This is a genomic window from Pseudomonas sp. MYb185 (genome assembly GCF_002979975.1).
In the GTDB taxonomy this organism is placed as follows: domain Bacteria; phylum Pseudomonadota; class Gammaproteobacteria; order Pseudomonadales; family Pseudomonadaceae; genus Halopseudomonas.
Map to the genome: position 1 here is coordinate 90,970 of NZ_PCQD01000009.1, position 20,592 is coordinate 111,561.

The window sequence follows — 20,592 nt, forward strand, 5'->3', positions numbered from 1 at the left end:
AAGCTTGATAGGGATAACGCCCCGATAACCAGGCCATTCACTACCAGCAGCTGCCACGCCCGCCGTCGCTGCCGAATATGTCGATTCAACCTTCACACTATCCTCCAGCTTCCATTTGTGTTTCCTCGGACGGTTGCAACTCAGCTTCCGCAACCAATGGCTTTCTGAACTGGTCCCAGATGAAGAACATGAAAATGGGCAGGAACAGCAGAAACAGTACCTGTAGCCCGAACAGATGCCCCAGAGCCCCCCCCGCAATGCCGCCGAACAGTCCACCGGCAGGCCCGACAAAGGCGTTAACACCGGCGATGCGGCCACGCCCCAGCACGCTACCTATCACCGCAAAGCGCCCGATATTCACTACCTGCAGTACGCCCATACCAATACCCAAGGTGCCCGCAGCCAACCACAGCGTCCAGGTACCGCCGCCGGTACCCAGCAGCAGCAGGGATATCGCGATCAGTACGAACGCAAGTCGATAGCTCATTGCAATCCCGACCCTGGATACCAGCAGCCCCCAGCCGAACAACAGTGCAACAAACACGGCCCCCTGCAAGGTCACCAGGCCAGCAGCGGCGGCGGCACTGAAGCCATATGCCGAAATTGCGATAACCACGATAAAGAAGCTGTAGAACTGCATTACCGCCTGACTTGAAAACTCGATCAGACTGATCGTGCGCAACTCGTGGTTTTCTTTCATGAGCAGGAACTGATTGCCCCATTCGCGCAGGCTGAACTTCTCCTCGGTATGCTGCGTCAAGGGTCGGTAAACCCGCATCACCGATGGCGCCATCAAGGCGGTCAGCAGGAACGCCATACTGACCAACAGATACGTTGCCTTGACATCAAACGCTTCCAGGCAGGCAATCGCGATGAAAGGGCCAAGCAGGAACATGCCTATCATGTGCGTTGCTCTGAACCAGCCTGCCTTGCCAAGGCCAACCCGAGTCAACTGGTGCATGAACACCGCGTTCATCGACACAAACCGGAACGGCATACAAAAGCTGATCAGGAAGGTGCACAGCGCCAGCAACAACGGCCCCGTAGCCCACCCGATCACCGCGTAAACACACGCCGCCAGCAAAGAACCAGTGATAAACAGCCGGTGCGGGCCAAACTGATCCACCAGCACGCCCATGGGCAAACTCATCACCAGAATGCCGGCACTTTGTGCTGCCGCAATGATCCCCAGCTCCGCTGGCGAAGATTGCAGACTCACCGCAAATAGGCTGGTTGTCAGTTTGGCCACACCCACACTGATTCCGGCAAATACCTGGAGCAGTGCAAAACGCAACAGGAACTGATGCTCAACAATAAATCTATTCAACGGCTACCCCGGCCAGCAGAACATTTTCGATATAAGGCGACATGCAGATCATTGGAGACTCTATTGCGACTGGACAACAGTCCCCTGCTGATCGGCACTCACCACTTCATGGACATTCTTGATCTTGCCGGTGTCATCGTACTCATCCCAGAACGTCTGCAACTCCAACTCATCCAAGGCATTCAACAGATACTTTGGTTCAATCCAGCCATCGATACTGACCGGTCGGCGAATCAGTTTGTATTCCAGGGCATGATCGATGGAGCGCTGGATAGTCGCCGCAAAATATTCATCCAGTAATGGACTATGGCGCTCCTTCAGCGTGTAACTAGCATATTCCTGTTGATAGTCGTCATAGGTCGTTACCCCCTGGCGTGCAGACAACGCGAAGAAGTCTTCACGATTCTCTTCGAGTGACGCCCAGTGCGCTGCCTTGACCAGCGTCGTGACCAGCCGCTGGGTAATGTCCGGGTACTTTTCTTCAAAGTCTTCCGATACCCAGAAACTGGTGACACTGGTAATGTCCGGATCCCGATCGATGGTAAACAGCCTTTTCGCCACGCCCCTTGCTTCCAGCGAATACGGGGCGGTAATGGAGCCATCAATATCACCGGTGGTCAGCGAGGCACGTGTTGTTTCACCGTTAAGGCTGATCACCCGAAAATCCTTCTCGGTATAGCCGTATTTCGCCAGCACCCTTGCCAGGGTCAATTGCCCGGCAGTGCCCTTGAAAGTAGAGATTTTCTTGCCCCGCAGGTCCTCCAGTGAGCGCGCAGTTGAGCCGGATGGCACCACGAAGTGCGTATCACCAAAGCGCCCCAACGCTGCCACGATCTTGTGTTTCAGTCCCGTAGAGCGGCCAACAATGACGGGCAAGTCCCCATGGTGGCCGAAGTCAATCAGCCCCCGCGCCGTGGCCTCGTTGGTAGCCGGCCCAGCCCCCGGGAAAAAATTCCAGACGATCTTGATGCCATCCGCGGCAAACTCGTCCTCAAACAATTGGTGCTGGTGCGCGACCGCCAATGGATTCCCACCACCGAGTGGGCGCCCGGCAGCACCCGCACTGGAATAGGCAATTCTGATTTCTCTCGGCTGATCCGCTGCCTGAGCGAATACCGGCTGCGCGGTAAGCAACCCCATGGTGACGAAACCCAGAACACCTGTCAGCACTTTTAAAAGAGAGCTATTTATTACATAGAGCATGGTTCATATCTCCAGCAGCTTTTTTTAAAAGCCATATTGAAATTGTGCAGTGGCTCGCAATGAATCAGGGTCATCGTTGCTATATTTATGCTGTGCCAGGTTGAATTGAAACTTTGTTGTCTCGGCAAAGAACACATTCAGGCCAGCGGTATAGATAACGGTCTTATCGTCATCCAGCCGCCGATCCGGGTCGTATTCATCCCCACGAATGAAAAACTGGTATGAAGTAGGCCACCAGTCGTCATACTTCCCCTGACTTCGGATCGAACGTACCCACTGCTCTCCAATGGTGTAGTAAAGGGTTAGATATTGACCTACAGACTCACGCTCGCCGTTAGCCGTATCAAATTTCCCTTTTGCCCATTCATAAGTGAATCCAAAGGGATCATGGTTGTAATAAAGATCAAATCCTATGCGATCCGCATCACCCTGACCTATCTCTTGAATACCACCGACGTCATAAACAATATTGTCTTTACCTTTATAATAGGAAAAGCCAGCCTTCAGCTCCCGGAAAATGGAGTGATAGTCGACCGGCAACGTCGATGCCAAGCGAAGAATGTAATCCTTCTGATCATTGTTATCTGACTTGTTTGGGCCATTGCCATTGACGATCCCAAATGCATATTCCAGCAATGGCGCCCGGTAGTTAAAGCCATAGTCCACATAAGGCTTATAGTCACCACGGATCACCATACCAATCTGTCTGGTTCCCACCCCCAGACCAGACAGGAACTGTGCCGAATCGATCACTGGCCTCAATTCCTCTCCAACCTGTGCTTCCAACCCAAAAGGCATCTGCTGCTGACCAAAGGTCGCGGTGATCTGGTTCTCCTCCAGCCCGGTCACCGTTGGCAAAAAGCTGTAGACCAGATAAGCATCATTCAGATTGAACTGACTGCTACTGTTATTCGACGGGTCGTTTCGGGCATAGGCAAACTGAAGCCGGTAGTCCAGGTTCTTGCCCTCTGCATAGTCACGATAGAGGCTTCCGGTAAAATTGATCTGCGCGGCAGGGATCTCGAAACTCGAGTGCGACTCGTCAGCCGTAGTATTGCTATTGCTGGCGACCCTCTCCGGATTGCTCCACGAAGCTCGGCTAACAACAGTCCCACCTATAGCCGTGCCCCTACGGGTTCTGGCTGTTGTTCTTTCATATTGCCTCTCCTGATCATATTTATAGTTCTCAAGATCAGCTCTTATTCCATTCAGGTCACGGCGTGTGGCAGGTGCATCCAATGCATTCCTTGGTGCCACCGTGCTTTCGTTCCTGGCTTGCACCGCGTCCAGTTGCTTCTTGAGTTCAATAACCGCCTGTTCCAGCCCCTTTACCTGCTGCTCCAGACTCTCTACGGACGCGTCGTTCGCCAACGTATACGCTGGTAGTAGCAACCCGCCCAGAATTACCCCTCCCCGCAAAAAACTTTTCCCCATACCCAAATATCCTTGCTCCGTACGAATGTTTGCCCCCAACGGCTATCTATACAAAGCAAGCACCATGCCATAAAAAATTATCTTTATTTATCAGTTAGTTACGAAAAAATAGTGCTTTCAAGGGATGGCTAAAGCTGGAAAACAAGCAGCCTCTTGTGTGATTCCCAGCATTTCTTCACCAGTCTTTTCCAAACAAAAAAGGCTCCTGCAGTGAGGAGCCTTTTAAATCAACCAGCGGCAGCATCAATCACTGCCCACCATTGCTATCTCACGCCACATCCGCCTGGATGGCAATGCCCCTGTCCACTTCACGTTCAATCACTGTGCCCTTGAAAAAGTTCGGGTTGGCTTCGGTATAAAGTTTATAAGGGTTGCGAAAAACGTAATTCTTGAAATCATCTTCTGTAATAACCCCTTCCTGTACGAGTTCGTATGCCTCCGCCAGCGGCTTGGTGAAATCAGGCACATCCCAGTGACCTACATCGGAAGAGTAGATCGCATTGACCTTGATTCCCAGGGGATTGGCCTTGTCATTAAAAGCGTGAGCGATGGTTCGATCATCAGCCTCCGAGCCAAAGAAGAAGTTGTCCACCCAACGCGATTTGATATCTTCAACTTTGGTGATACCAGCCGCAGCAAAGTCATTGGCCTCATCTGCCGTGGGCTGTTTTGCGTCCTTCGTGTAGTGGGCCCCGAGCGTATCCCTGATCAGGTCTTCGCCCTCGATTGAACGCCCCTGTGTCAGTTCCTTGCCGTACTGCTCAAACAACTGAGTAAGCTGCTTGCGATCGGTCGCGGCGGGATCGTAATTCTTCAGGCCTTCCGGGCTGCGCTTCTCCCAACGGTCCACCAGATGCGTGAAGACCCGTGCGCCCCAATCCGCACCACCTTCAAGTAAGCCAACACGCAGTTGCGGGAAGCGCCTGGTTACGCCGCCAAAGAACAACGCCCTGGCGAAGGCTTCGGAGCCATCGGCGAAATGTCCGATATGATTATTCATATAGTTACTGATCGAGTTGCGCCCTACCCAGCCCTGACTGCCATAGTGGGTGAGAATCGGAACACCCAGCTCGACGACTTTGGCCCAGAACGGATCATAGTCATACTCGCTATCCAGCCCGTAAAAATCGATATAGGAAATGTACTTCTGCAACTCAGGATACTTATCTGAGGGGAACTTTTCCGCCAACGCACGGATCGGCCGCCGCACACCACCCGCGATATTGATAGCCTTCAAGCCCAGCGTGTTTACCGCATGCTCCAATTGAGCGATGCCTTCTTCTGGGGTATTCAGAGAAATACCTGCCACAGGTGTTACTGAAGCGCTGTAAGGCCGCCAAAGCTCAGCGTGATAGCTGTTCACCGCACGCTGCAATGCATCTCTGGCCTCAGCGTCAGATACCCCCAACGGCGCCAATACATTGTTCGGGAACAACACTGAATAGTCCGAGCCTTGCTCCTGCTGCCGCTCATGGAATAGCTCCGGCAGACTGTAGGTCGCCACGTCGAGGGTATTTCTGGTCACCCTGGCCCACCAGGGAGAGCGAATAGTTCGATGATACTGGCGCTCCTCCGGTGTTTGCTCATACCAGCTCTTTCCAGCGCTTACCCCACCCCGATCCAAGCGGCTCGAATGGGCCTTACGTAAAGCATCCACCAGCGTTGCCCCACCATACTCGGCGACATGGTCTTCAATATGCGGTGTGTAATCGGAAGTATGTACATCGGTATCGATGACCGGATAGCCCAAGTTGTTCCGGATCCGGGCTGATGGAGAACTGTGAATTCTGTTTGCGGATTTAGGCATGACTGTCACCCTTGCGTCATTGGTTTGGCTGCAGAACCTACCACCAGCATCTGAATTTCCTGGTGGGATATGTCTCCCAAAGCAGCAACCATGCCAAACCAGAATCTGCCGAGTTATTTCCTGTTTTTTCAGTTAGTTATTAACCAAGCCTCAATACTTAGCCGCTATCTGTGGCACTGAGGAAGTCGACAGAATGTGGATTGCGCAGCACGGTATGCTGATATATCAGCAAAGCCCCATCCGCTCCCTACCTTGATCTCCGACGCCCCCCATGAAAACTGTCTCACGACAGACATGCCTCCGCCCCGAACAACGGCGCGGTTATTTCCTAATGCCAATATAGTATTTGTTGTTATAAAGACAGCGAGATAACGTGTCGTTTTAGTCTATGCAACTGACTGCGAGCTATTACATGAGTAGCACCTATACACACACCTCTCCCCTGCTGACGCTCCCGGATGCGGAAAAACAACCCTTGTCCGTGCGGGCCAAAGCGCTGGTTTTCAACGACCCCGTGTCACGCCAGCTACTGGAGTTTGTTGAGCGTGTCGCGCCCAGCGATGCGCCTGTTCTGATCAACGGAGAAACAGGGACTGGCAAGGAGCTGATTGCCCGCCATATCCATCTGAAAAGTAATCGAAGCGGCCCCTTTGTTGCGGTCAATTGCGGAGCAATCAATGAGAATCTGGCAGAAAGCGAGCTGTTCGGACACGAGGCCGGCGCTTTCTCCGGGGCGGTAAGCCGACGCATTGGCTGGTTCGAAGAAGCCGACGGCGGTACCCTGTTTCTCGACGAGATTGGCGACCTGCCCATGTCCTTGCAGGTCAAGTTGCTACGGGCTCTTCAGGAGCAGGAAATTGTCCGGGTAGGCTCGCGCAAGCCAATCAGGGTCAAGCTGCGGCTGATAACCGCGACTAATATCGATCTGGAACAGGCGATAGAAGCAGGTAATTTTCGACTGGATCTCTACTACCGGATTCATGTGGCGCAGGTGCGCGTACTCCCCCTGCGTGAACGACCACTCGATATCCTGCCTCTTGCGGAGCACTTTCGCGGGATCTATTGCCAACGGTTGAAGATTGACGCTCCGGTGTTCTCTGATGCTGCGGCAGATGCACTACTGAAATACCCCTGGCCAGGCAATATTCGCGAACTCGAGAATGTTGTGCATCTGGCCCTGCTAGTCACCCCTGACAAGGTGATACGCACGGAGCATTTGAAACTCTCAGCAGTGCTTTCCGCCAATCAACTTGCCCAAAGCGAAAGCCTCGATACGCAGTTCCCTCAGGATGTCATACGTGAACAGTTGCACCGCCTGTTCGAGCTTCCCGGACAATCGCTATTCGACGATATACAAGAGCTGCTGACACGTGAAGCGTTTGCATGGAGTGGATTCAACCAGGTGCGCAGTGCTGCTCTGCTTGGTATAACCCGCAACGCCATGCGGACATTATTAACCAATCATGGGTTGATCAAAACGCGAGAGAAAGGGGCCTGACATGCATCATTGCTGGGCCTATCGTACTGCCAGTCGAAATCAGAACGCCGTCACCCCGTTCTGCAGAAGATGCCCTTCAAGTACCCACTTGCCTTGCTGTCAAAAATCCCGCTCCAGGCCTCTTCGCCGATCCCGCAGCAACAGCAAGGGCACACCGGCAACCAGCACGATCAGACCGACGATGGCGCCCGGCCCCGCATACAGAATGCTCGACCACAACAGGCCGAGACAGGTGGCGGCGAACAGCAGTGGCGTCAACGGATACAGCGGCACCCGGAACGGGCGCGCCCGCTGCGGATCGTGGCGACGCAGCATCAGGACCGAGCCCGCCGTCAGCATCATGAACAGCCAGAACACCGGCGCGGTATAGGCGACCATGGTGGCAATGCCATCCCTGGTCATGGCGCCGAACAGGATCAAGCCCAGGGTGATGGCGCCTTGCAGCAGCAGCGCCCGCACCGGCGTCTCGCCGCGATCGTTCCAGGCGCTCAGCATGCCCAGGCGCGGCACATCCCGGCCCAGGGCGTAGTAGACCCGCGCGCCGGTCAGAATGCAGGCGTTGATGGTACTCAAGGCTGCCAGACAGACCACCAGGCTGAACAATGCGGCGGCCAGCGGCCCGGCCACGATATGCATCAGTTGCGCCCCGACCGCATCGGCCTGGCGCAGCCCTTCGAGGCCGAATATCTTCAGGTACGCCAGATTCGCCAGCACATAGACCAGGCTGACGATGGCCGTGCCGATCAACAACACCCGACGCATATTGCGCGCCGGATCACGCAGCTCGCCGGACAGATAGGCCGCCTCGTTCCAGCCCCCGTAGGTCAGCAGCACGAACACCATGCCCATCCCCAGGGCACCGGCCAGATTGCGGTCCAGGGCAACCGAGCCGGCAGCGGTAACCGGCCTGGCCATGTCCGGATCGGCCACCAGCAGGCCGGCACCGATCACGCCGGCGAGCACCACCACGGTCAGCACCGAAAACACCAGTTGCAGGCGCTTGGATTCACGCGTGCCGATCATGTTCAGCGCGGTCAGCACCACCACCGCCAGGGCCGCGTGCACGGCGCTGCCCCAGGAGCCGAGGGGTACCAGTTGCTGCGCGTAATCGCCATAGATGAATGCCACCGCGGCAATCGAGCCGGTCTGGATAACCGTACCCCGCGCCCAGGCGAACAGCAGCCCCAGCCCGGAGCCCCAGGCGCGTTGCAGGAAATGGTATTCGCCGCCCGCATGCGGATAGGCCGAGCCCAGTTCCGCATAGCAGAGTGCACCCACCAGCATCACCAGGCTACCCGCCAGCCACAGACCGATATAGACCAGGGAACTGTCGGTCTGCTGGGCCACCAATGGCGGAAAACCGAAGATGCCGATACCGATGACCACGCCGACCAGTACCGCAACACCATCGACGACTGTCAGACTGCCACGCGGGGCGCCGAGTGCGGCGGAGTGTGTCTGTCTAGATGCGCCGGGCATGCCAATCCTGGCTGGCCGAGTCTTCCTGCGGGACAATACTGTCGCCGTCTACCTTGCCCACATAGTGCTCGGGACCGACGGAAAAGCGAATCTCGTCGCCCCGCAGACTCGCCTCGCCCAGCGGCACGTTGCGCTCACCGTCGATCACGGTGCCCTCGATCTGCTGGTTGATCTGCTCCAGCACCAGGGTCAGCTCACTGCCGTCCGCCGCCGTGAGCTGCCAGTTCCCCGCCACCTTGGCCGGCACTATCCACAGATAGACACTGCTACCACCAACGATATCGAACTGATCAGGTTCCCAGTCTTCCATATCGAAGGCATGGGAGACGATGCGCGTACCCGGCGCCATGGTGTCGAGAATCACCGGTTTCAGCCGATAATTGACCGAACTCAGCAGGTACATGGTCAGCACCGTCGCATCGGAGAAATTCTTCTCGAACAGGTCCCCCTGCTCGAAGATGGCCCGGTCCTCGACACCGGCCTGCCGCGCGTTCTCCTCGGCTTCGGCGACCCTTTCCGCATCCAGGTCGATACCCAGGGCATCGCTCACACCCCAATCGCGTACCGCGGCAATCACGATGCGACCGTCACCGGAGCCGAGGTCGATCAGGCGATCACCCGGTTGCACCTCGGCCATTTCCAGCATGCGGTCAACGACATCGGGTGGGGTCGGGACATAGGGCACATCCAGTCGTGGCAGCGCAACGGCACTGCCGGTGAACGCCAGATGGAAGGACAACAGAGCGACAGCCAGTGCGCGACCAGACACTGCGCGTCCGCTTGATAAGGGGGGAAAAGACGGCATCGATATCTCCTTGACGAGAATCTGCTTACCTTTTTTACGAACCCCCCTCTCCAGTCAAGTTCCATCAATGTCGATCAGGCCGAAACCCAGGAAAAACAGGGAGGCACCTGACAGGTCCTCCCAGTACCTCAGTGGGCCCCTAATGCCCCATCCTCCAGAAACACCCGACTGTTCATCGGCCGAATCCAGGCATCCCCTCCCTGCACCAGCCCCAGCTCGCGGAAGCGCCCGCGGGACATCTCCACGTGCACCGTCTGGCTGCTGTCGTCTGCCTGCAGCTCCAGCCGCACCGTTGGTCCGACCACCGACACCAGGTCGATGCGGGTATGCAGGCTTTCATCATTGGCGGCGCCCAGTACCTCGATATCATGTGGCCGCACATAGGCGATGGCCGGGCTTTCGCCCTGCCCGGCATATTCCGGCGCCGGGATGCGGAACTGACCGATCTGCGCCACGCCATCCCGGACCCGCGCGTGGAACAGATTGACGTTGCCGAGGAACTGATAGACGAAGGGGTTGGCCGGGGTGTCATAGACATCTTCCGGACTGCCATCCTGCTCGACCCGGCCATGGTTCATCACGATCACTCGGTCCGACACTTCCAGCGCTTCTTCCTGGTCATGGGTGACGAATACGCTGGTGACGTGGATCTCGTCATGCAGCCGGCGCAACCAACGGCGCAGTTCGGCGCGCACCTTGGCATCCAGCGCGCCGAAGGGCTCATCCAGCAGCAACACCTTGGGTTCCACCGCCAGCGCCCGGGCCAGGGCAATGCGCTGACGCTGGCCACCGGACAGTTGCGAAGGCAAGCGCTCGGCGGTCCAGTCCAGCTGCACCATTTCCAGCAGGTGCATGACCTTCTTGCGGATTTCCGCCTTGCTCGGCCGCTGGCTGCGCGGCTTGACCGTCAGGCCGTAGGCGACGTTCTCGAACACGCTCATGTGCTTGAACAGCGCATAGTGCTGGAACACAAAGCCGACACCACGGTCACTCACGTGCAGATCGGTGGTGTCCTGGCCATGGAAGCGGATGCGTCCGCTGTCCGGTTGCTCCAGCCCGGCGATGATCCGCAACAGGGTGGTCTTGCCCGAGCCCGACGGGCCGAGCAATGCGGTCAGGTCACCGTTGTTGAGGCTCAGGCTGATATTGTCGACGGCGACAAAGTCACCGAAGCGCTTGTTGACTCTATCGATCTCAATACTCATGGGATTCTCGACTCAAGGAAAAAGGGGAAATTGCGAGCACAGCGCGGCAATCCAATGGCTCCGGCGTAACCGGCAGGATGGATTGCCACGCCTCTGCGAGGCTCGCAATGACGGGGTTTGAGGATGGCGTGCCCTCGATGGCGATTTCCTGATTACGCCTGCGCATTGCGCTCATCCTGCCACTCGACAAAACTCTTGATGGCGATGGTCACCAGCGCCAGCCCGGTCAGCAGTGACGACACGGCAAAGGCGGCAGTGAACATGTACTCGTTGTACAGCACCTCGATATGCAGCGGCATGGTATTGGTCTCACCGCGGATACGGCCCGACACCACCGCCACCGCACCGAACTCGCCCAACGTCCGGGCGTTACACAGGATTACCCCGTAGATCAGCCCCCACTTGATGTTCGGCAGGGTGACGTACCAGAAGGTCTTCCAGCCGTTGGCCCCGAGAGTCAGCGAGGCCTCCTCCTCTTCCTTGCCCTGCTGCTGCATCAGCGGGATCAGCTCGCGGGCAATGAAGGGCATGGTGCCGAAGGCGATCACGATGATGATGCCGGGCACGGCGAAGATGATGCGCATGTCATGCGCCGCCAGCCATGGACCGAGCCAGCCCTGGGAGCCGAACAGGATGACGAAGATCAACCCCACCACCACCGGCGAGATGGCAAAGGGCATGTCGATCAGCGAGATCAGGATCGGCTTGCCACGGAACTCGAACTTGGCGATGGCCCAGGCTGCGGCCACACCGAACACCATGTTGATCGGCACCACGATCAGCACCACCAGCAGTGACAGGCGAATCGCCGCCAGGGCATCCGGCTCGTTGATCGCGGCCCACCAGACCTGCAGGCCCTGCTCGAAGGCGCCATACAGCACCACCGCCAACGGCAGTACCAGAAACAGCGCCAGGAAGGTCAGTGCAATGCCGATCAGTGTCCAGCGTACCCATACAGGTTCTTCGGTAGCGCGGCGCCAGCGTGCGGCCAGCTCGGGGTTCGCCACGTGGGGCAGGGTTTGTGTAGTCATCCTTGTTTCCTCACAGGCCACGACGCTGGGTCCACCACTGCAGGCCGTTAATCACCAGCAGCAACAGGAACGCAGCAATCAGCATGACGGTGCCGATGGCGGCAGCGCCGGGGTAGTCGTACTGCTCGGCCTTGGCGACGATCAGTAGCGGGGTGATTTCCGTGCGATAAGGCATGTTGCCGGAAATGAACACCACAGAACCGTATTCGCCGACCGCACGGGCAAAGGCCAGTGCGTAACCGGTCATCAGCGCCGGCAACAGTGACGGCAGAATCACCCGGCGAATGGTAGTAAAGCGGCTCGCGCCCAGACTGGCGGAGGCTTCCTCACGCTCGGCCTCCAGGTCCTCCAGCACCGGCTGCACGGTACGCACCACAAATGGCAGGCCGATATAGGTCAGCGCTATCACTACCCCCAGTTGCGAATAGGCCACCTTGATACCGAACACATTCAGGTACTGCCCGACCCAGCCGGTCGAGGCGTAGAGCGTCACCAGTGCGATACCGGCCACCGCTGTGGGCAGGGCGAAAGGCAGATCGACCAGCGCATCGACGATCTTCTTGCCCGGGAAGGTGTAACGCACCAGCACCCAGGCCACCAGCGCGCCAAACACCAGGTTGATGGTCGCGCCAATCAGCGATGCGCCGAAGGACAGTTTGTAGGAGGCAACCACTTGAGGATGGCTGACGGCTTTCCAGAAGTCATCCCAGCTCATCATGGAGGTGTACAGCAGCAGCCCGCACACCGGAATCAGGAAGATGAACCCCAGATAGAACAGGGTGAACCCCATGGTCAGCCCGAAACCGGGTATGACCCGTCGTTGCTTGGTGGCAGAAAACATTCATCACCTCGGAAAAAGCCCGGGCGTATGGCGCCCGGGTTAGCTGCAGACCGATTCGGATCAGCGTCGGGAAATGCTTTCCAGAATGCTGTCGAACTTGCCACCGTCGTTGAAGTGTTCGTTCTGGGCCTTTTCCCAGCCACCGAACACCTCGTCGATACCGAACAGTTCGACATCGACGAACTTGTCGGTGAACTCCTTGGCGATCTCCGGATTGCTCGGACGGTAGTAGTGCTTGGCTGCCAGGCGCTGGGCCTCGTCGCTGTACAGATGCTCAAGGTAGGCTTCAGCTACGGTGCGGGTGCCCTTGCGGTCGACGTTCCTGTCGACCACCGTGACCGGCGGTTCGGCCAGGATACTGACCGAGGGCACGACGATCTCGAACTGGCCCTTGCCCAGTTGCTCTACCGACAGGTAGGCCTCGTTTTCCCAGGCGATGAACACATCACCCAGCCCACGCTGGACGAAGGTGTTGGTCGCGCCGCGGGCACCCGGGTCCAGCACCGGTACGTTGGCGAACAGCTTGCTGACGAAGTCATAGGCCTTGTCCTGGTCGCCATTGTTGTGCTTCAACGCATAACCCCAGGCGGCAAGATAGTTCCAGCGCGCGCCACCGGAGGTTTTCGGGTTGGGGGTGATCACTTGCACGTCATCGCGCACCAGGTCATCCCAGTCCTTGATGTTCTTCGGGTTGCCCTTGCGCACCAGCAGCACGATGGTCGAGGTGTAGGGCGAGCTGTTCTTTTCCAGCCGGCTCTGCCAGTTCTCCGGAATCAGATCGGCGTGCTGACGCAGCGCATCCACGTCATAGGCCAATGCCAGGGTCACCACATCGGCGTCCAGGCCATCGATTACCGAACGGGCCTGGGAGCCGGAGCCACCATGGGACTGGCGCACGGTGACGTTGTCGCCGGCAGCCTGCTTCCAGTAGTTGCTAAACGACTGGTTGTACTCGCGATAGAACTCGCGGGTAGGGTCATAGGACACGTTCAGCAGCGTGATATTGGCTGCCAGCACGGAGCCGCTCAACAGGGTGGCAAGACCACCCACCAGGGTATTGCGCAGAATTTTCTTCATGATAAGCACTCGATAAAAGCAATATGGAAAGTCGTTCAGGGTCGGTTTTGATTACCGACACATTCGTCCGGTGGCGCTTTTACCAAGGCGGGTCTGACTGGATGCGGCAAGCCGTGTCATGGTGTTCTCCATGTTGTAGTGTCGGTTGCACACACCTCTGGTTATCCAGTCGGCGGGTGTTTACTGCTAATCTGTTGGCACGTTCCCGTAGTCGGGTGATTCAGGACGCTCTGGTTGGCGGCTGAAAGCGGATCTTTTCCTTGCGCTCGATCTGCACCACCTGGCCGTTGTGCAGGGTGATTTCCACTGCACCGAACTGAATGCTCTTCAACGCTTCAGCAATGGCGGCCAATACCTTCTGATCGTCCACAGCCGCATGAAGTTGTGTTGTTGCGGTCATGGTCTTGCTCCGGATCATGGATTGATACTTGCGTATCGACGGGCAGATAGTAGACGAGCTCAGTTATAGCCAAAAATACTATTTTGGAACTTGAATATTCCTTTAGAGAATATACGGCACAGAAGGATGCAGTACGAGGGACGTAGCGCGCTTGGGGTGTTGCCGGCGCGGACGCTGTCGGCGAGCAGGCGCTCGCCAACCCTTGAGCTGTAGCGCCCCGGTCCGCGTTCGGGCGCTACGCCCGGTGATACTGCCGAGAGACAGCCAGCCGGTTTATCCCAACGCCAGCCATCCGGCATAAAGACCCAGTGCCAGGAAGATCAGCGCGGTTATCACCCGGATCAGTCCCAGCGGCAGCTTGCCGGCCGCCGCGTTGCCGAGGAATACCACTGGCACGTTGGCTACCATCATGCCCAGGGTGGTACCCAGCACCACCCACAGGTAGGCGTCGAACTGGGCCGCCAGCACCACCGTGGCAATCTGCGTCTTGTCGCCCATTTCCGCAATGAAGAACGCCACCAGCGCAGCCATGAAGGCACCGTAACGGCTGATTGGCGGGGTGTTGTCGTCATCCAGCTTGTCCGGCACCAGCGTCCAGGCGGCAACGGCCAGGAAGCTGATTGCCGACAGCGAATACAACCAGGTATCGCTCAATAGGTCGCTGATCAGTTGCCCGACGGCACCAGCCAATGCATGGTTGGCCACGGTGGCCAGCAGAATACCCCAGATGATCGGCCATGGCCGACGGAAACGCGCCGCCAGCAGCAGCGCCAGCAATTGGGTCTTGTCGCCGATCTCTGCCAGCGTGACTACCCCGGTTGAAACGAAGAAAGCTTCCACGGATTTTCCATAAGAGGGCGGGTCGACCATTCCAATGACATATGAACACCCCCGCCCTCGGCTGGTGTGCATATGTCAAAGGTCTCGTCAGACCCAGTCACCCAAGGTGACGGCGGGTCGCAAACGCCACGGCCTGTTGGCCGAATATGTTGACGTTTGCCGTGGAAGGCAGGCTTCCGGAGAGACTACTCCCCTAAGACGGCGGCAACTCTAGCAAGGGCCGCAGGCCAAATCAACCCGGCACCACCGCCGAGTACACCTTGAACCGACTATTCTCGCGCAGCACCTGGCATTGACCGATGTGCGCCTCGATCAGCGGCGGGTACTTGAGAAACCCATTGGCCACGATGCGCAGCTCGCCGCGTGGCAGCAGATTACGCGTAACCTCGTTGAAGAACTGCTCGGCGACGCTGGTGTCATGGCGGATGCCGGTATGGAACGGCGGGTTGCTCACCACGGCGGCATAGCGGCCGTGCACATCGCTCAGCCCATCGGATGGGTAGACCTCGGCCTGCACCTGATTCCGGCCCAGGGTCTCGGCGGCGCAGTGCAGCGCCAGCGCATCGACATCCACCAGTTCGAAGCGGCTAGTGGGATTGCGCCGCGCCAATACCGTGGCCAGTACCCCGGCGCCGCAGCCAAAGTCCAGCACCTTACCGGTGGGCAACGGCGCCAGTTCTTCCAGCAGCAGTTGACTGCCCTCATCCAGCCTGCCGTGGCTGAATACCCCCGGCAGGCTTACCAGCTCGACCTGCTGGTCGGGAAATTCCAGGGTGATGCCCTGTTGCCAGTCTGCCAGGCGGAAGGGTGCCGCCTGACCGTGCACGACGGTGCGCCACAACTGGCAGTGACGCGCCGAGTCGAGTTTTTCAGGTGTACCGCCATAGGGTGCCAGCAATTTCTCCGCCCGGGTGATCCCGCCCTTCTTCTCGCCGACCAGATACAGCGGACAGCCGGTCTTGAGCAGCGGCGCTATCTGCGCCAGCGCATATTCAGCCCGTTCGATAGCCTTGGGCATGACCAGAACCGCGCCATCCAGGCCATCGAGTGTTGGACACAGGTGGGAAAAGTCCAGGCGCTGCTCATCCAGTCTGTTGCGCAGCCCCAGGTACGCCGCATAGTCCCAGCTCCAGACATGCCAATCCGCCGGCAGCTCCCGGGCCAGTTCATCCGCTGGTGGGTTGACCAGCAGCAGACGCTGGCCGGCAAACAGCTCGGCGCTGCGTTGAAGAATCTGGCTGGTGTTGTCCATGGGGGTACTCCGAAGGTGAACCGGGCCGGGCATTGTACGCGCGGCGCGCAAGAGCTGAAAGCCGAGCACTGCACCTACCTGGGTTGTCGCGCCGGCGCGACGACAGCCATGGACCTGCAAACCATGGGTTGTCGAGCGCCTGCTCGACGACGGGCTGGCTCCGCGGCCGCAGGCATGGCGCCCGAACACGGGCCGGGCTACACCCCGAAAGCGCTATACACCCGGCTTGCGCGGCTTGGCCCGGGTAGTCGGCTCCGCCTGCAGCGGGTCATCCGGCCAGTAATGCTTGGGGTAGCGGCCCTTCATATCCTTCTTCACCTCGGCGTAGCTACCGCCCCAGAAACCGGCCAGATCCTGGGTTACCTGCACCGGCCTGCGGGCCGGCGACAACAGGTGCAGCTTGAGCGCCAGTCGCCCACCGGCGATACGCGGGGTGTCAACACTGCCGAACATTTCCTGCAGGCGCACCGCCAATACCGGCGGGTTTTCGCTGTAGTCGATGCGGATGCGCGAGCCGGTCGGCACTGTCCAGTGCGTGGGTGCCAGCTCGTCCAGTTGTCTGGGTAGCGGCCAGGGCAGCAGGTTGGCGAGGATCGCGGTCAGATCCAGCGCCGCAAAGTGCGCCAACCGGCTGACCTTGTCCAGCCAGGATGCCAACCAGTCCTCCAGGGTATCGAGCAGCGCCTGGTCGGATATATCGGGCCAGATCGATTCCTGTTGCTGGTCAACATCCAACTGACGGAGCAGCAGAATACGCGCCTGCCATTGGCGCAACGGGGGATTCCAGGGCAGCAGGTTGATGCCCTGCTTGCGCACCACGGCGCAGAGTGCGCGGTTGCGCTGGGCCGGGTCGATACTTTTCAGCGGTTCGCGGCTGAAGACCAGCGCACCAATGCGACGCTGCTGTTCGGCGACCAGGGTCTCGCTGCGTGCATCCCACTCCAGGGTTTGCTCCTGCTGCAGAAGCTCGGGCAAGTACTGCGGCAGCCATTGCGGATCGAGTGCAGCAGCGAGGAATATGCGTGCGTTGCGCTGGCTGGCATGCCCGCCGAGGCTGGCGATGGCCAGCCATTCCTGCTGCTGCAGACTGTCGACCTGAGCAAAGGCAGCGGAGCGACCATTGGCCAGGCGATAGTCGCTGCCCTGCTCGCCCCGGCGTCGGGCAATGCGATCCGGGTAGGCCAGCGCCAGCAACAGGCCAGCCCAGTGCTCGCTGTCTGGCTCCGCCAGCGGCTGCTTCACATCAGATCGGCCAATCAATCGCTGCCATTGCTCAGCCAGTTGGCGGGCGCGCTGCAATGCGCCTCGATCCAGTGCAGGCTCATTGCGAGGTGAGTCGAACACTGCCAGACGCCGACCGATATCGGCGTCCTCCACGCCGCGCAGCAGATCCCTTTCGCCCAGTATCGCCGCCAGCCGGCAGGCCAGCTTGCCCAACCCCAACTGCTGGCCACGCACCAGCATATGCGCCAGCCGCGGATGCATGGGCAACGCGGCCAGCGCCGCGCCGTGCTCGGTCAACTGCCAGCCGCGCTCATTTGTCTGCAGCGCGGCCAATTGCACCAGCAGATCCCGCCCCTGCTGCAAGGCAGCGGCCGGAGGCGGGTCCATCCACTGCAGTTCCGCCGGATCCTCGATCCCCCACTGCGCCAGTTGCAACGCCAGTGGCGCCAGGTCTGCCTGCAGGATCTCGGCCTGCCCCTGGGCAGCCAGTTGCGCGTGCTGGTCCGCCGACCACAGCCGGTAGCACACGCCAGGCTCCATGCGCCCGGCACGACCGGCGCGCTGCTCGGCAGCGGCGCGGGAAATACGCCGGGTATGCAACCGGGTCATGCCGGATACCGGATCGAAGGCCGGCTCCCGGCACAGCCCCGAATCGATGACCACGCGCACGCCTTCGATGGTCAGGCTGGTCTCGGCAATCGGCGTGGCCAATACGATCTTGCGCCGCCCCGGCAGCGGCGGACTGATCGCCTGACGCTGGGCGGTAAAATCCAGGTCGCCGTACAAGGGAGTGATATCCACCTCGGACCGGTCACCCAACGCCGCTTGTAGACGTGCCTGCAAACGGCGGATTTCCGCGGCGCCCGGCAGAAACACCAGCAGGCTGCCGCTGTCGCTGGCCAATGACTGCAGAATCAGCCGTTCCAGTTGCGGCTCCAGGGGCTGACCGGGGATGGCGGCAGCGCCATGCTCGACGCGCACCGGATACTGCCGCCCTTCGCTGCTGACCAGCGGCGCATCATCCAGCAACCGGCTGACTCCGGCGGCGTCCAGGGTCGCCGACATCACCAGCAGCTTCAGCGGCATGTCGTCACGCAGGTACTGCTGGGTCTGCAGGCACAGCGCCAGGCCCAGATCGGCATCCAGGCTGCGTTCATGGAATTCGTCGAAGATTACCAGGCCAACGCCCGGCAACTCGGGGTCGGCCTGCAGCAGCCGTTGCAAAATACCCTCGGTCACCACCTCGATACGGGTGGCGGCGCTGACCCGGGTCTCCAGGCGGATGCGATACCCCACGGTCTGCCCTACCGGTTCGCCGAGCATCTGCGCCAGGCGCTCGGCTGCGGCGCGGGCGGCCAGCCGGCGCGGCTCCAGCAGGATGATCTTGTGTCCCGCCAGCCAGTCGCTACGCAGCAATGCCAGCGGTACCAGGGTGGTCTTGCCGGCCCCTGGCGGCGCCTGCAATACCACGCTGGGATGGGTCGCCAGCTGTTGGTCCAGTTCGCCCAGCACGGCGGATACGGGAAGGAGGTCGCTCATCGGCTCTCGCAATCGGGGTAAAGGCGGCATTATACCCGCCGCCAGCTTCAAGCCGAGACGCCAGCGGCGTATAGTGACAATCTGAGTCATCACCCCACCATGCACGAGGAATCAAATGCGCCTGAAGGCTCTGGCCAGCGTTCTGCTGAGCACCACTCTGATCACCCAGCTATCCGCCTGCGGCACCATCTTCTACCCCGAACGCCGGGGCCAGATCAGTGGTGAGATCGATCCCGGCGTGGCCATTCTCAATGGCATAGGGCTGCTGTTCTATATCATCCCCGGCCTGATCGCCTTCGCCGTGGACTTTGCCACTGGCGCTATCTATTTCCCGGACGAGCGCTACACCCTGGCACCTGAACGCCTGAACCAGGCGCTCGATGCCGATGGTCAGGTCGACCCGCTCAAGCTCAAGGCCATCCTGGATCAGGACCTGGGGCTGCAGCTGCCGCTGGAGCAGGCCTATCAACTGTCGCACCCACCGACTGAACAACTGGCGCTGCTCGGCCTGCCGGCGCGCGGTTGATGAACGAAGCGGCACAGCAACTGAATCAGCGCAACGCCCGGCTGCTGCGCCTGGCCACCTATGCCTCGGTGACAGTCGCGGTCATTCTGATCACCCTCAAGGCCGTGGTCTGGTTCATGTCCGGCTCGGTGAGCCTGCTGGCTTCGCTGATCGACTCGCTGATGGATGGCGGCGCCTCGCTGATCAACCTGTTTGCGGTCAGCTACGCGCTGACTCCGGCGGACCGGGGCCACCGCTTCGGCCATGGCAAGGCCGAGGCCCTGGCCGGGCTGGCCCAGTCCGCCTTCATTGCCGGTTCTGCGGTACTGGTGTTGCTGCAGGGGATCGATCATCTGTTGCATCCCAGGCCTGTGGAAGCGGCCTGGTACGGGGTTGCGGTAATGCTGCTGTCGATTGTGGCCACCTTGCTGTTGCTGCGCTTCCAGCGTTATGTCATCCAGCGTACCGGCTCTACCGCCATCCGTGCCGATGCCCTGCATTACCGCTCCGACCTGCTGATGAATGCCAGCATCATCGTCGCGCTGATACTCGCCTGGTATGGCCTGCCCGGTGCCGACGCCCTGTTCGGTATCGGCGTTGCACTGTTCATCGGTTTCGGTGCACTGCAGATCGGGCGTGATGCGATCCAGATCCTGATGGATCATGAGTTGCCTGATGAGGTGCGCAAGGAGGCTCTGGAACTGGCCCGCGCCGTGCCGGGGGTGATCGATGTACATGATCTGCGCACCCGCCAATCGGGCCAGCAGTGGTTCATGCAGTTGCACCTGGAGCTGCCCGGCGAGCTGCCGCTGACCGAGGCCCATGAGCTGGGCGAGCAGGTGCGCCATGCGATCCAGCGACGCTTTACCCAGGCCGAGGTACTGGTGCACAAGGACCCGGTTTGACCAGACGCCATGCACAAACGCAAACGGCCGACAAAGTCGGCCGTTTGCGCTGGGTCCGCTGGATATCCTCGTGGAATACTGCCTGTCCCGTGGCCTTGTGGGCGGGGTAGCCGGGTGACGATCGGGTCCGGTAGGACCTGTCGTCTCAGCGCTGCTGGTTCGCGGCAGCTGATTGGACTCGCCGGCTATGGCTTGAAAACATGTGGTTATAGTACCGAGG

At 59.4% G+C, this 20,592-nt stretch carries 17 protein-coding genes and 1 riboswitch; of the genes, 3 read left to right on the forward strand and 14 right to left on the reverse strand.

The genetic code is table 11. The features are described 5' to 3' along the window. Nucleotides 1-97 precede the first annotated feature (97 nt). The 4 genes from CQ007_RS14465 to CQ007_RS14480 all read right to left on the reverse strand — a co-directional run bounded on the left by CQ007_RS14465 (nucleotide 98) and on the right by CQ007_RS14480 (nucleotide 5,771). Nucleotides 98-1,327: an MFS transporter gene (locus tag CQ007_RS14465; RefSeq protein WP_105646540.1), complete on the reverse strand. Its 1,230-nt coding sequence runs from the start codon at nucleotides 1,325-1,327 to the stop codon at nucleotides 98-100. Nucleotides 1,328-1,387: 60 nt separating this feature from the next. After that, nucleotides 1,388-2,530: an ABC transporter substrate-binding protein gene (locus tag CQ007_RS14470; RefSeq protein WP_218278890.1), complete on the reverse strand. Its 1,143-nt coding sequence runs from the start codon at nucleotides 2,528-2,530 to the stop codon at nucleotides 1,388-1,390. A gap of 24 nt (nucleotides 2,531-2,554) precedes the next feature. After that, complete coding sequence (locus tag CQ007_RS14475) at nucleotides 2,555-3,964, reverse strand: DUF3138 domain-containing protein (RefSeq protein WP_105646541.1); 1,410 nt, start codon at nucleotides 3,962-3,964, stop codon at nucleotides 2,555-2,557. 268 nt (nucleotides 3,965-4,232) lie between these two features. Continuing rightward, the gene (locus tag CQ007_RS14480; RefSeq protein WP_105646542.1) at nucleotides 4,233-5,771 is read right to left on the reverse strand and encodes an amidohydrolase family protein; all 1,539 of its coding nucleotides are present in this window, start codon (nucleotides 5,769-5,771) and stop codon (nucleotides 4,233-4,235) included. 412 nt (nucleotides 5,772-6,183) lie between these two features. On the opposite strand from CQ007_RS14480, the gene CQ007_RS14485 reads away from it, so the two are divergent. Continuing rightward, nucleotides 6,184-7,269: a sigma-54-dependent Fis family transcriptional regulator gene (locus CQ007_RS14485; RefSeq protein WP_105646579.1), complete on the forward strand. Its 1,086-nt coding sequence runs from the start codon at nucleotides 6,184-6,186 to the stop codon at nucleotides 7,267-7,269. Between the two features lie 99 nt (nucleotides 7,270-7,368). On the opposite strand, the gene CQ007_RS14490 is transcribed toward CQ007_RS14485, so the two are convergent. The 10 genes from CQ007_RS14490 to hrpB form a co-directional block, all read right to left on the reverse strand. Then, a complete protein-coding gene (locus CQ007_RS14490; RefSeq protein WP_105646543.1) occupies nucleotides 7,369-8,748 on the reverse strand; it encodes an APC family permease in 1,380 nt (459 codons plus the stop codon). Next, the gene (locus tag CQ007_RS14495; RefSeq protein ID WP_105646544.1) at nucleotides 8,732-9,553 is read right to left on the reverse strand and encodes a cyclopropane-fatty-acyl-phospholipid synthase family protein; all 822 of its coding nucleotides are present in this window, start codon (nucleotides 9,551-9,553) and stop codon (nucleotides 8,732-8,734) included. Before CQ007_RS14495 ends, CQ007_RS14490 begins: the two co-directional genes overlap by 17 nt. Nucleotides 9,554-9,681: 128 nt before the next feature. Then, nucleotides 9,682-10,758 (reverse strand): sulfate/molybdate ABC transporter ATP-binding protein, encoded by a 1,077-nt coding sequence (locus CQ007_RS14500; protein WP_105646545.1) that lies wholly within the window; start codon nucleotides 10,756-10,758, stop codon nucleotides 9,682-9,684. 152 nt (nucleotides 10,759-10,910) lie between these two features. Then, nucleotides 10,911-11,789: a sulfate ABC transporter permease subunit CysW gene (cysW, locus tag CQ007_RS14505; RefSeq protein ID WP_105646546.1), complete on the reverse strand. Its 879-nt coding sequence runs from the start codon at nucleotides 11,787-11,789 to the stop codon at nucleotides 10,911-10,913. A gap of 10 nt (nucleotides 11,790-11,799) precedes the next feature. Next, nucleotides 11,800-12,630, reverse strand: a complete 831-nt coding sequence (gene cysT, locus CQ007_RS14510; protein ID WP_105646547.1) for a sulfate ABC transporter permease subunit CysT — start codon at nucleotides 12,628-12,630, stop codon at nucleotides 11,800-11,802. Between the two features lie 60 nt (nucleotides 12,631-12,690). Then, entirely contained in the window at nucleotides 12,691-13,707 is a 1,017-nt protein-coding gene (locus tag CQ007_RS14515) for a sulfate ABC transporter substrate-binding protein (protein WP_105646548.1), read from the reverse strand. Between the two features lie 220 nt (nucleotides 13,708-13,927). Further along, complete coding sequence (locus tag CQ007_RS14520) at nucleotides 13,928-14,107, reverse strand: DUF2292 domain-containing protein (RefSeq protein WP_105646549.1); 180 nt, start codon at nucleotides 14,105-14,107, stop codon at nucleotides 13,928-13,930. Between the two features lie 273 nt (nucleotides 14,108-14,380). Next, nucleotides 14,381-14,947, reverse strand: a complete 567-nt coding sequence (locus CQ007_RS14525; RefSeq protein WP_105646550.1) for a TMEM165/GDT1 family protein — start codon at nucleotides 14,945-14,947, stop codon at nucleotides 14,381-14,383. Nucleotides 14,948-15,024: 77 nt separating this feature from the next. Then, nucleotides 15,025-15,153: riboswitch (yybP-ykoY riboswitch) on the reverse strand. Nucleotides 15,154-15,179: 26 nt separating this feature from the next. Then, nucleotides 15,180-16,199, reverse strand: coding sequence for a methyltransferase (locus CQ007_RS14530; RefSeq protein WP_105646551.1), 1,020 nt, complete (start codon nucleotides 16,197-16,199; stop codon nucleotides 15,180-15,182). 213 nt (nucleotides 16,200-16,412) lie between these two features. After that, on the reverse strand, nucleotides 16,413-18,962 hold the full coding sequence (gene hrpB, locus CQ007_RS14535; RefSeq protein WP_105646552.1) for an ATP-dependent helicase HrpB: 2,550 nt from the start codon (nucleotides 18,960-18,962) through the stop codon (nucleotides 16,413-16,415). A 115-nt stretch (nucleotides 18,963-19,077) separates the two neighbouring features. On the opposite strand from hrpB, the gene CQ007_RS14540 reads away from it, so the two are divergent. Then, entirely contained in the window at nucleotides 19,078-19,488 is a 411-nt protein-coding gene (locus CQ007_RS14540; RefSeq protein WP_105646553.1) for a polyribonucleotide nucleotidyltransferase, read from the forward strand. Then, complete coding sequence (locus tag CQ007_RS14545) at nucleotides 19,488-20,372, forward strand: cation diffusion facilitator family transporter (RefSeq protein WP_105646554.1); 885 nt, start codon at nucleotides 19,488-19,490, stop codon at nucleotides 20,370-20,372. Before CQ007_RS14540 ends, CQ007_RS14545 begins: the two co-directional genes overlap by 1 nt. Nucleotides 20,373-20,592 lie beyond the last annotated feature (220 nt).

What these genes read in the sequence shown, in the direction of transcription:
- CQ007_RS14485 (WP_105646579.1), top strand. Translation starts at nt 6,184, where the DNA reads ATGAGTAGCACCTATACACACACCTCTCCCCTGCTGACGCTCCCGGAT.
- hrpB (WP_105646552.1), bottom strand. Translation starts at nt 18,962, where the DNA reads ATGAGCGACCTCCTTCCCGTATCCGCCGTGCTGGGCGAACTGGACCAA.
- CQ007_RS14500 (WP_105646545.1), bottom strand. Translation starts at nt 10,758, where the DNA reads ATGAGTATTGAGATCGATAGAGTCAACAAGCGCTTCGGTGACTTTGTC.
- CQ007_RS14545 (WP_105646554.1), top strand. Translation starts at nt 19,488, where the DNA reads ATGAACGAAGCGGCACAGCAACTGAATCAGCGCAACGCCCGGCTGCTG.
- cysT (WP_105646547.1), bottom strand. Translation starts at nt 12,630, where the DNA reads ATGTTTTCTGCCACCAAGCAACGACGGGTCATACCCGGTTTCGGGCTG.
- CQ007_RS14540 (WP_105646553.1), top strand. Translation starts at nt 19,078, where the DNA reads ATGCGCCTGAAGGCTCTGGCCAGCGTTCTGCTGAGCACCACTCTGATC.
- CQ007_RS14490 (WP_105646543.1), bottom strand. Translation starts at nt 8,748, where the DNA reads ATGCCCGGCGCATCTAGACAGACACACTCCGCCGCACTCGGCGCCCCG.
- CQ007_RS14520 (WP_105646549.1), bottom strand. Translation starts at nt 14,107, where the DNA reads ATGACCGCAACAACACAACTTCATGCGGCTGTGGACGATCAGAAGGTA.
- cysW (WP_105646546.1), bottom strand. Translation starts at nt 11,789, where the DNA reads ATGACTACACAAACCCTGCCCCACGTGGCGAACCCCGAGCTGGCCGCA.
- CQ007_RS14475 (WP_105646541.1), bottom strand. Translation starts at nt 3,964, where the DNA reads ATGGGGAAAAGTTTTTTGCGGGGAGGGGTAATTCTGGGCGGGTTGCTA.
- CQ007_RS14495 (WP_105646544.1), bottom strand. Translation starts at nt 9,553, where the DNA reads ATGCCGTCTTTTCCCCCCTTATCAAGCGGACGCGCAGTGTCTGGTCGC.
- CQ007_RS14530 (WP_105646551.1), bottom strand. Translation starts at nt 16,199, where the DNA reads ATGGACAACACCAGCCAGATTCTTCAACGCAGCGCCGAGCTGTTTGCC.
- CQ007_RS14470 (WP_218278890.1), bottom strand. Translation starts at nt 2,530, where the DNA reads ATGCTCTATGTAATAAATAGCTCTCTTTTAAAAGTGCTGACAGGTGTT.
- CQ007_RS14515 (WP_105646548.1), bottom strand. Translation starts at nt 13,707, where the DNA reads ATGAAGAAAATTCTGCGCAATACCCTGGTGGGTGGTCTTGCCACCCTG.
- CQ007_RS14480 (WP_105646542.1), bottom strand. Translation starts at nt 5,771, where the DNA reads ATGCCTAAATCCGCAAACAGAATTCACAGTTCTCCATCAGCCCGGATC.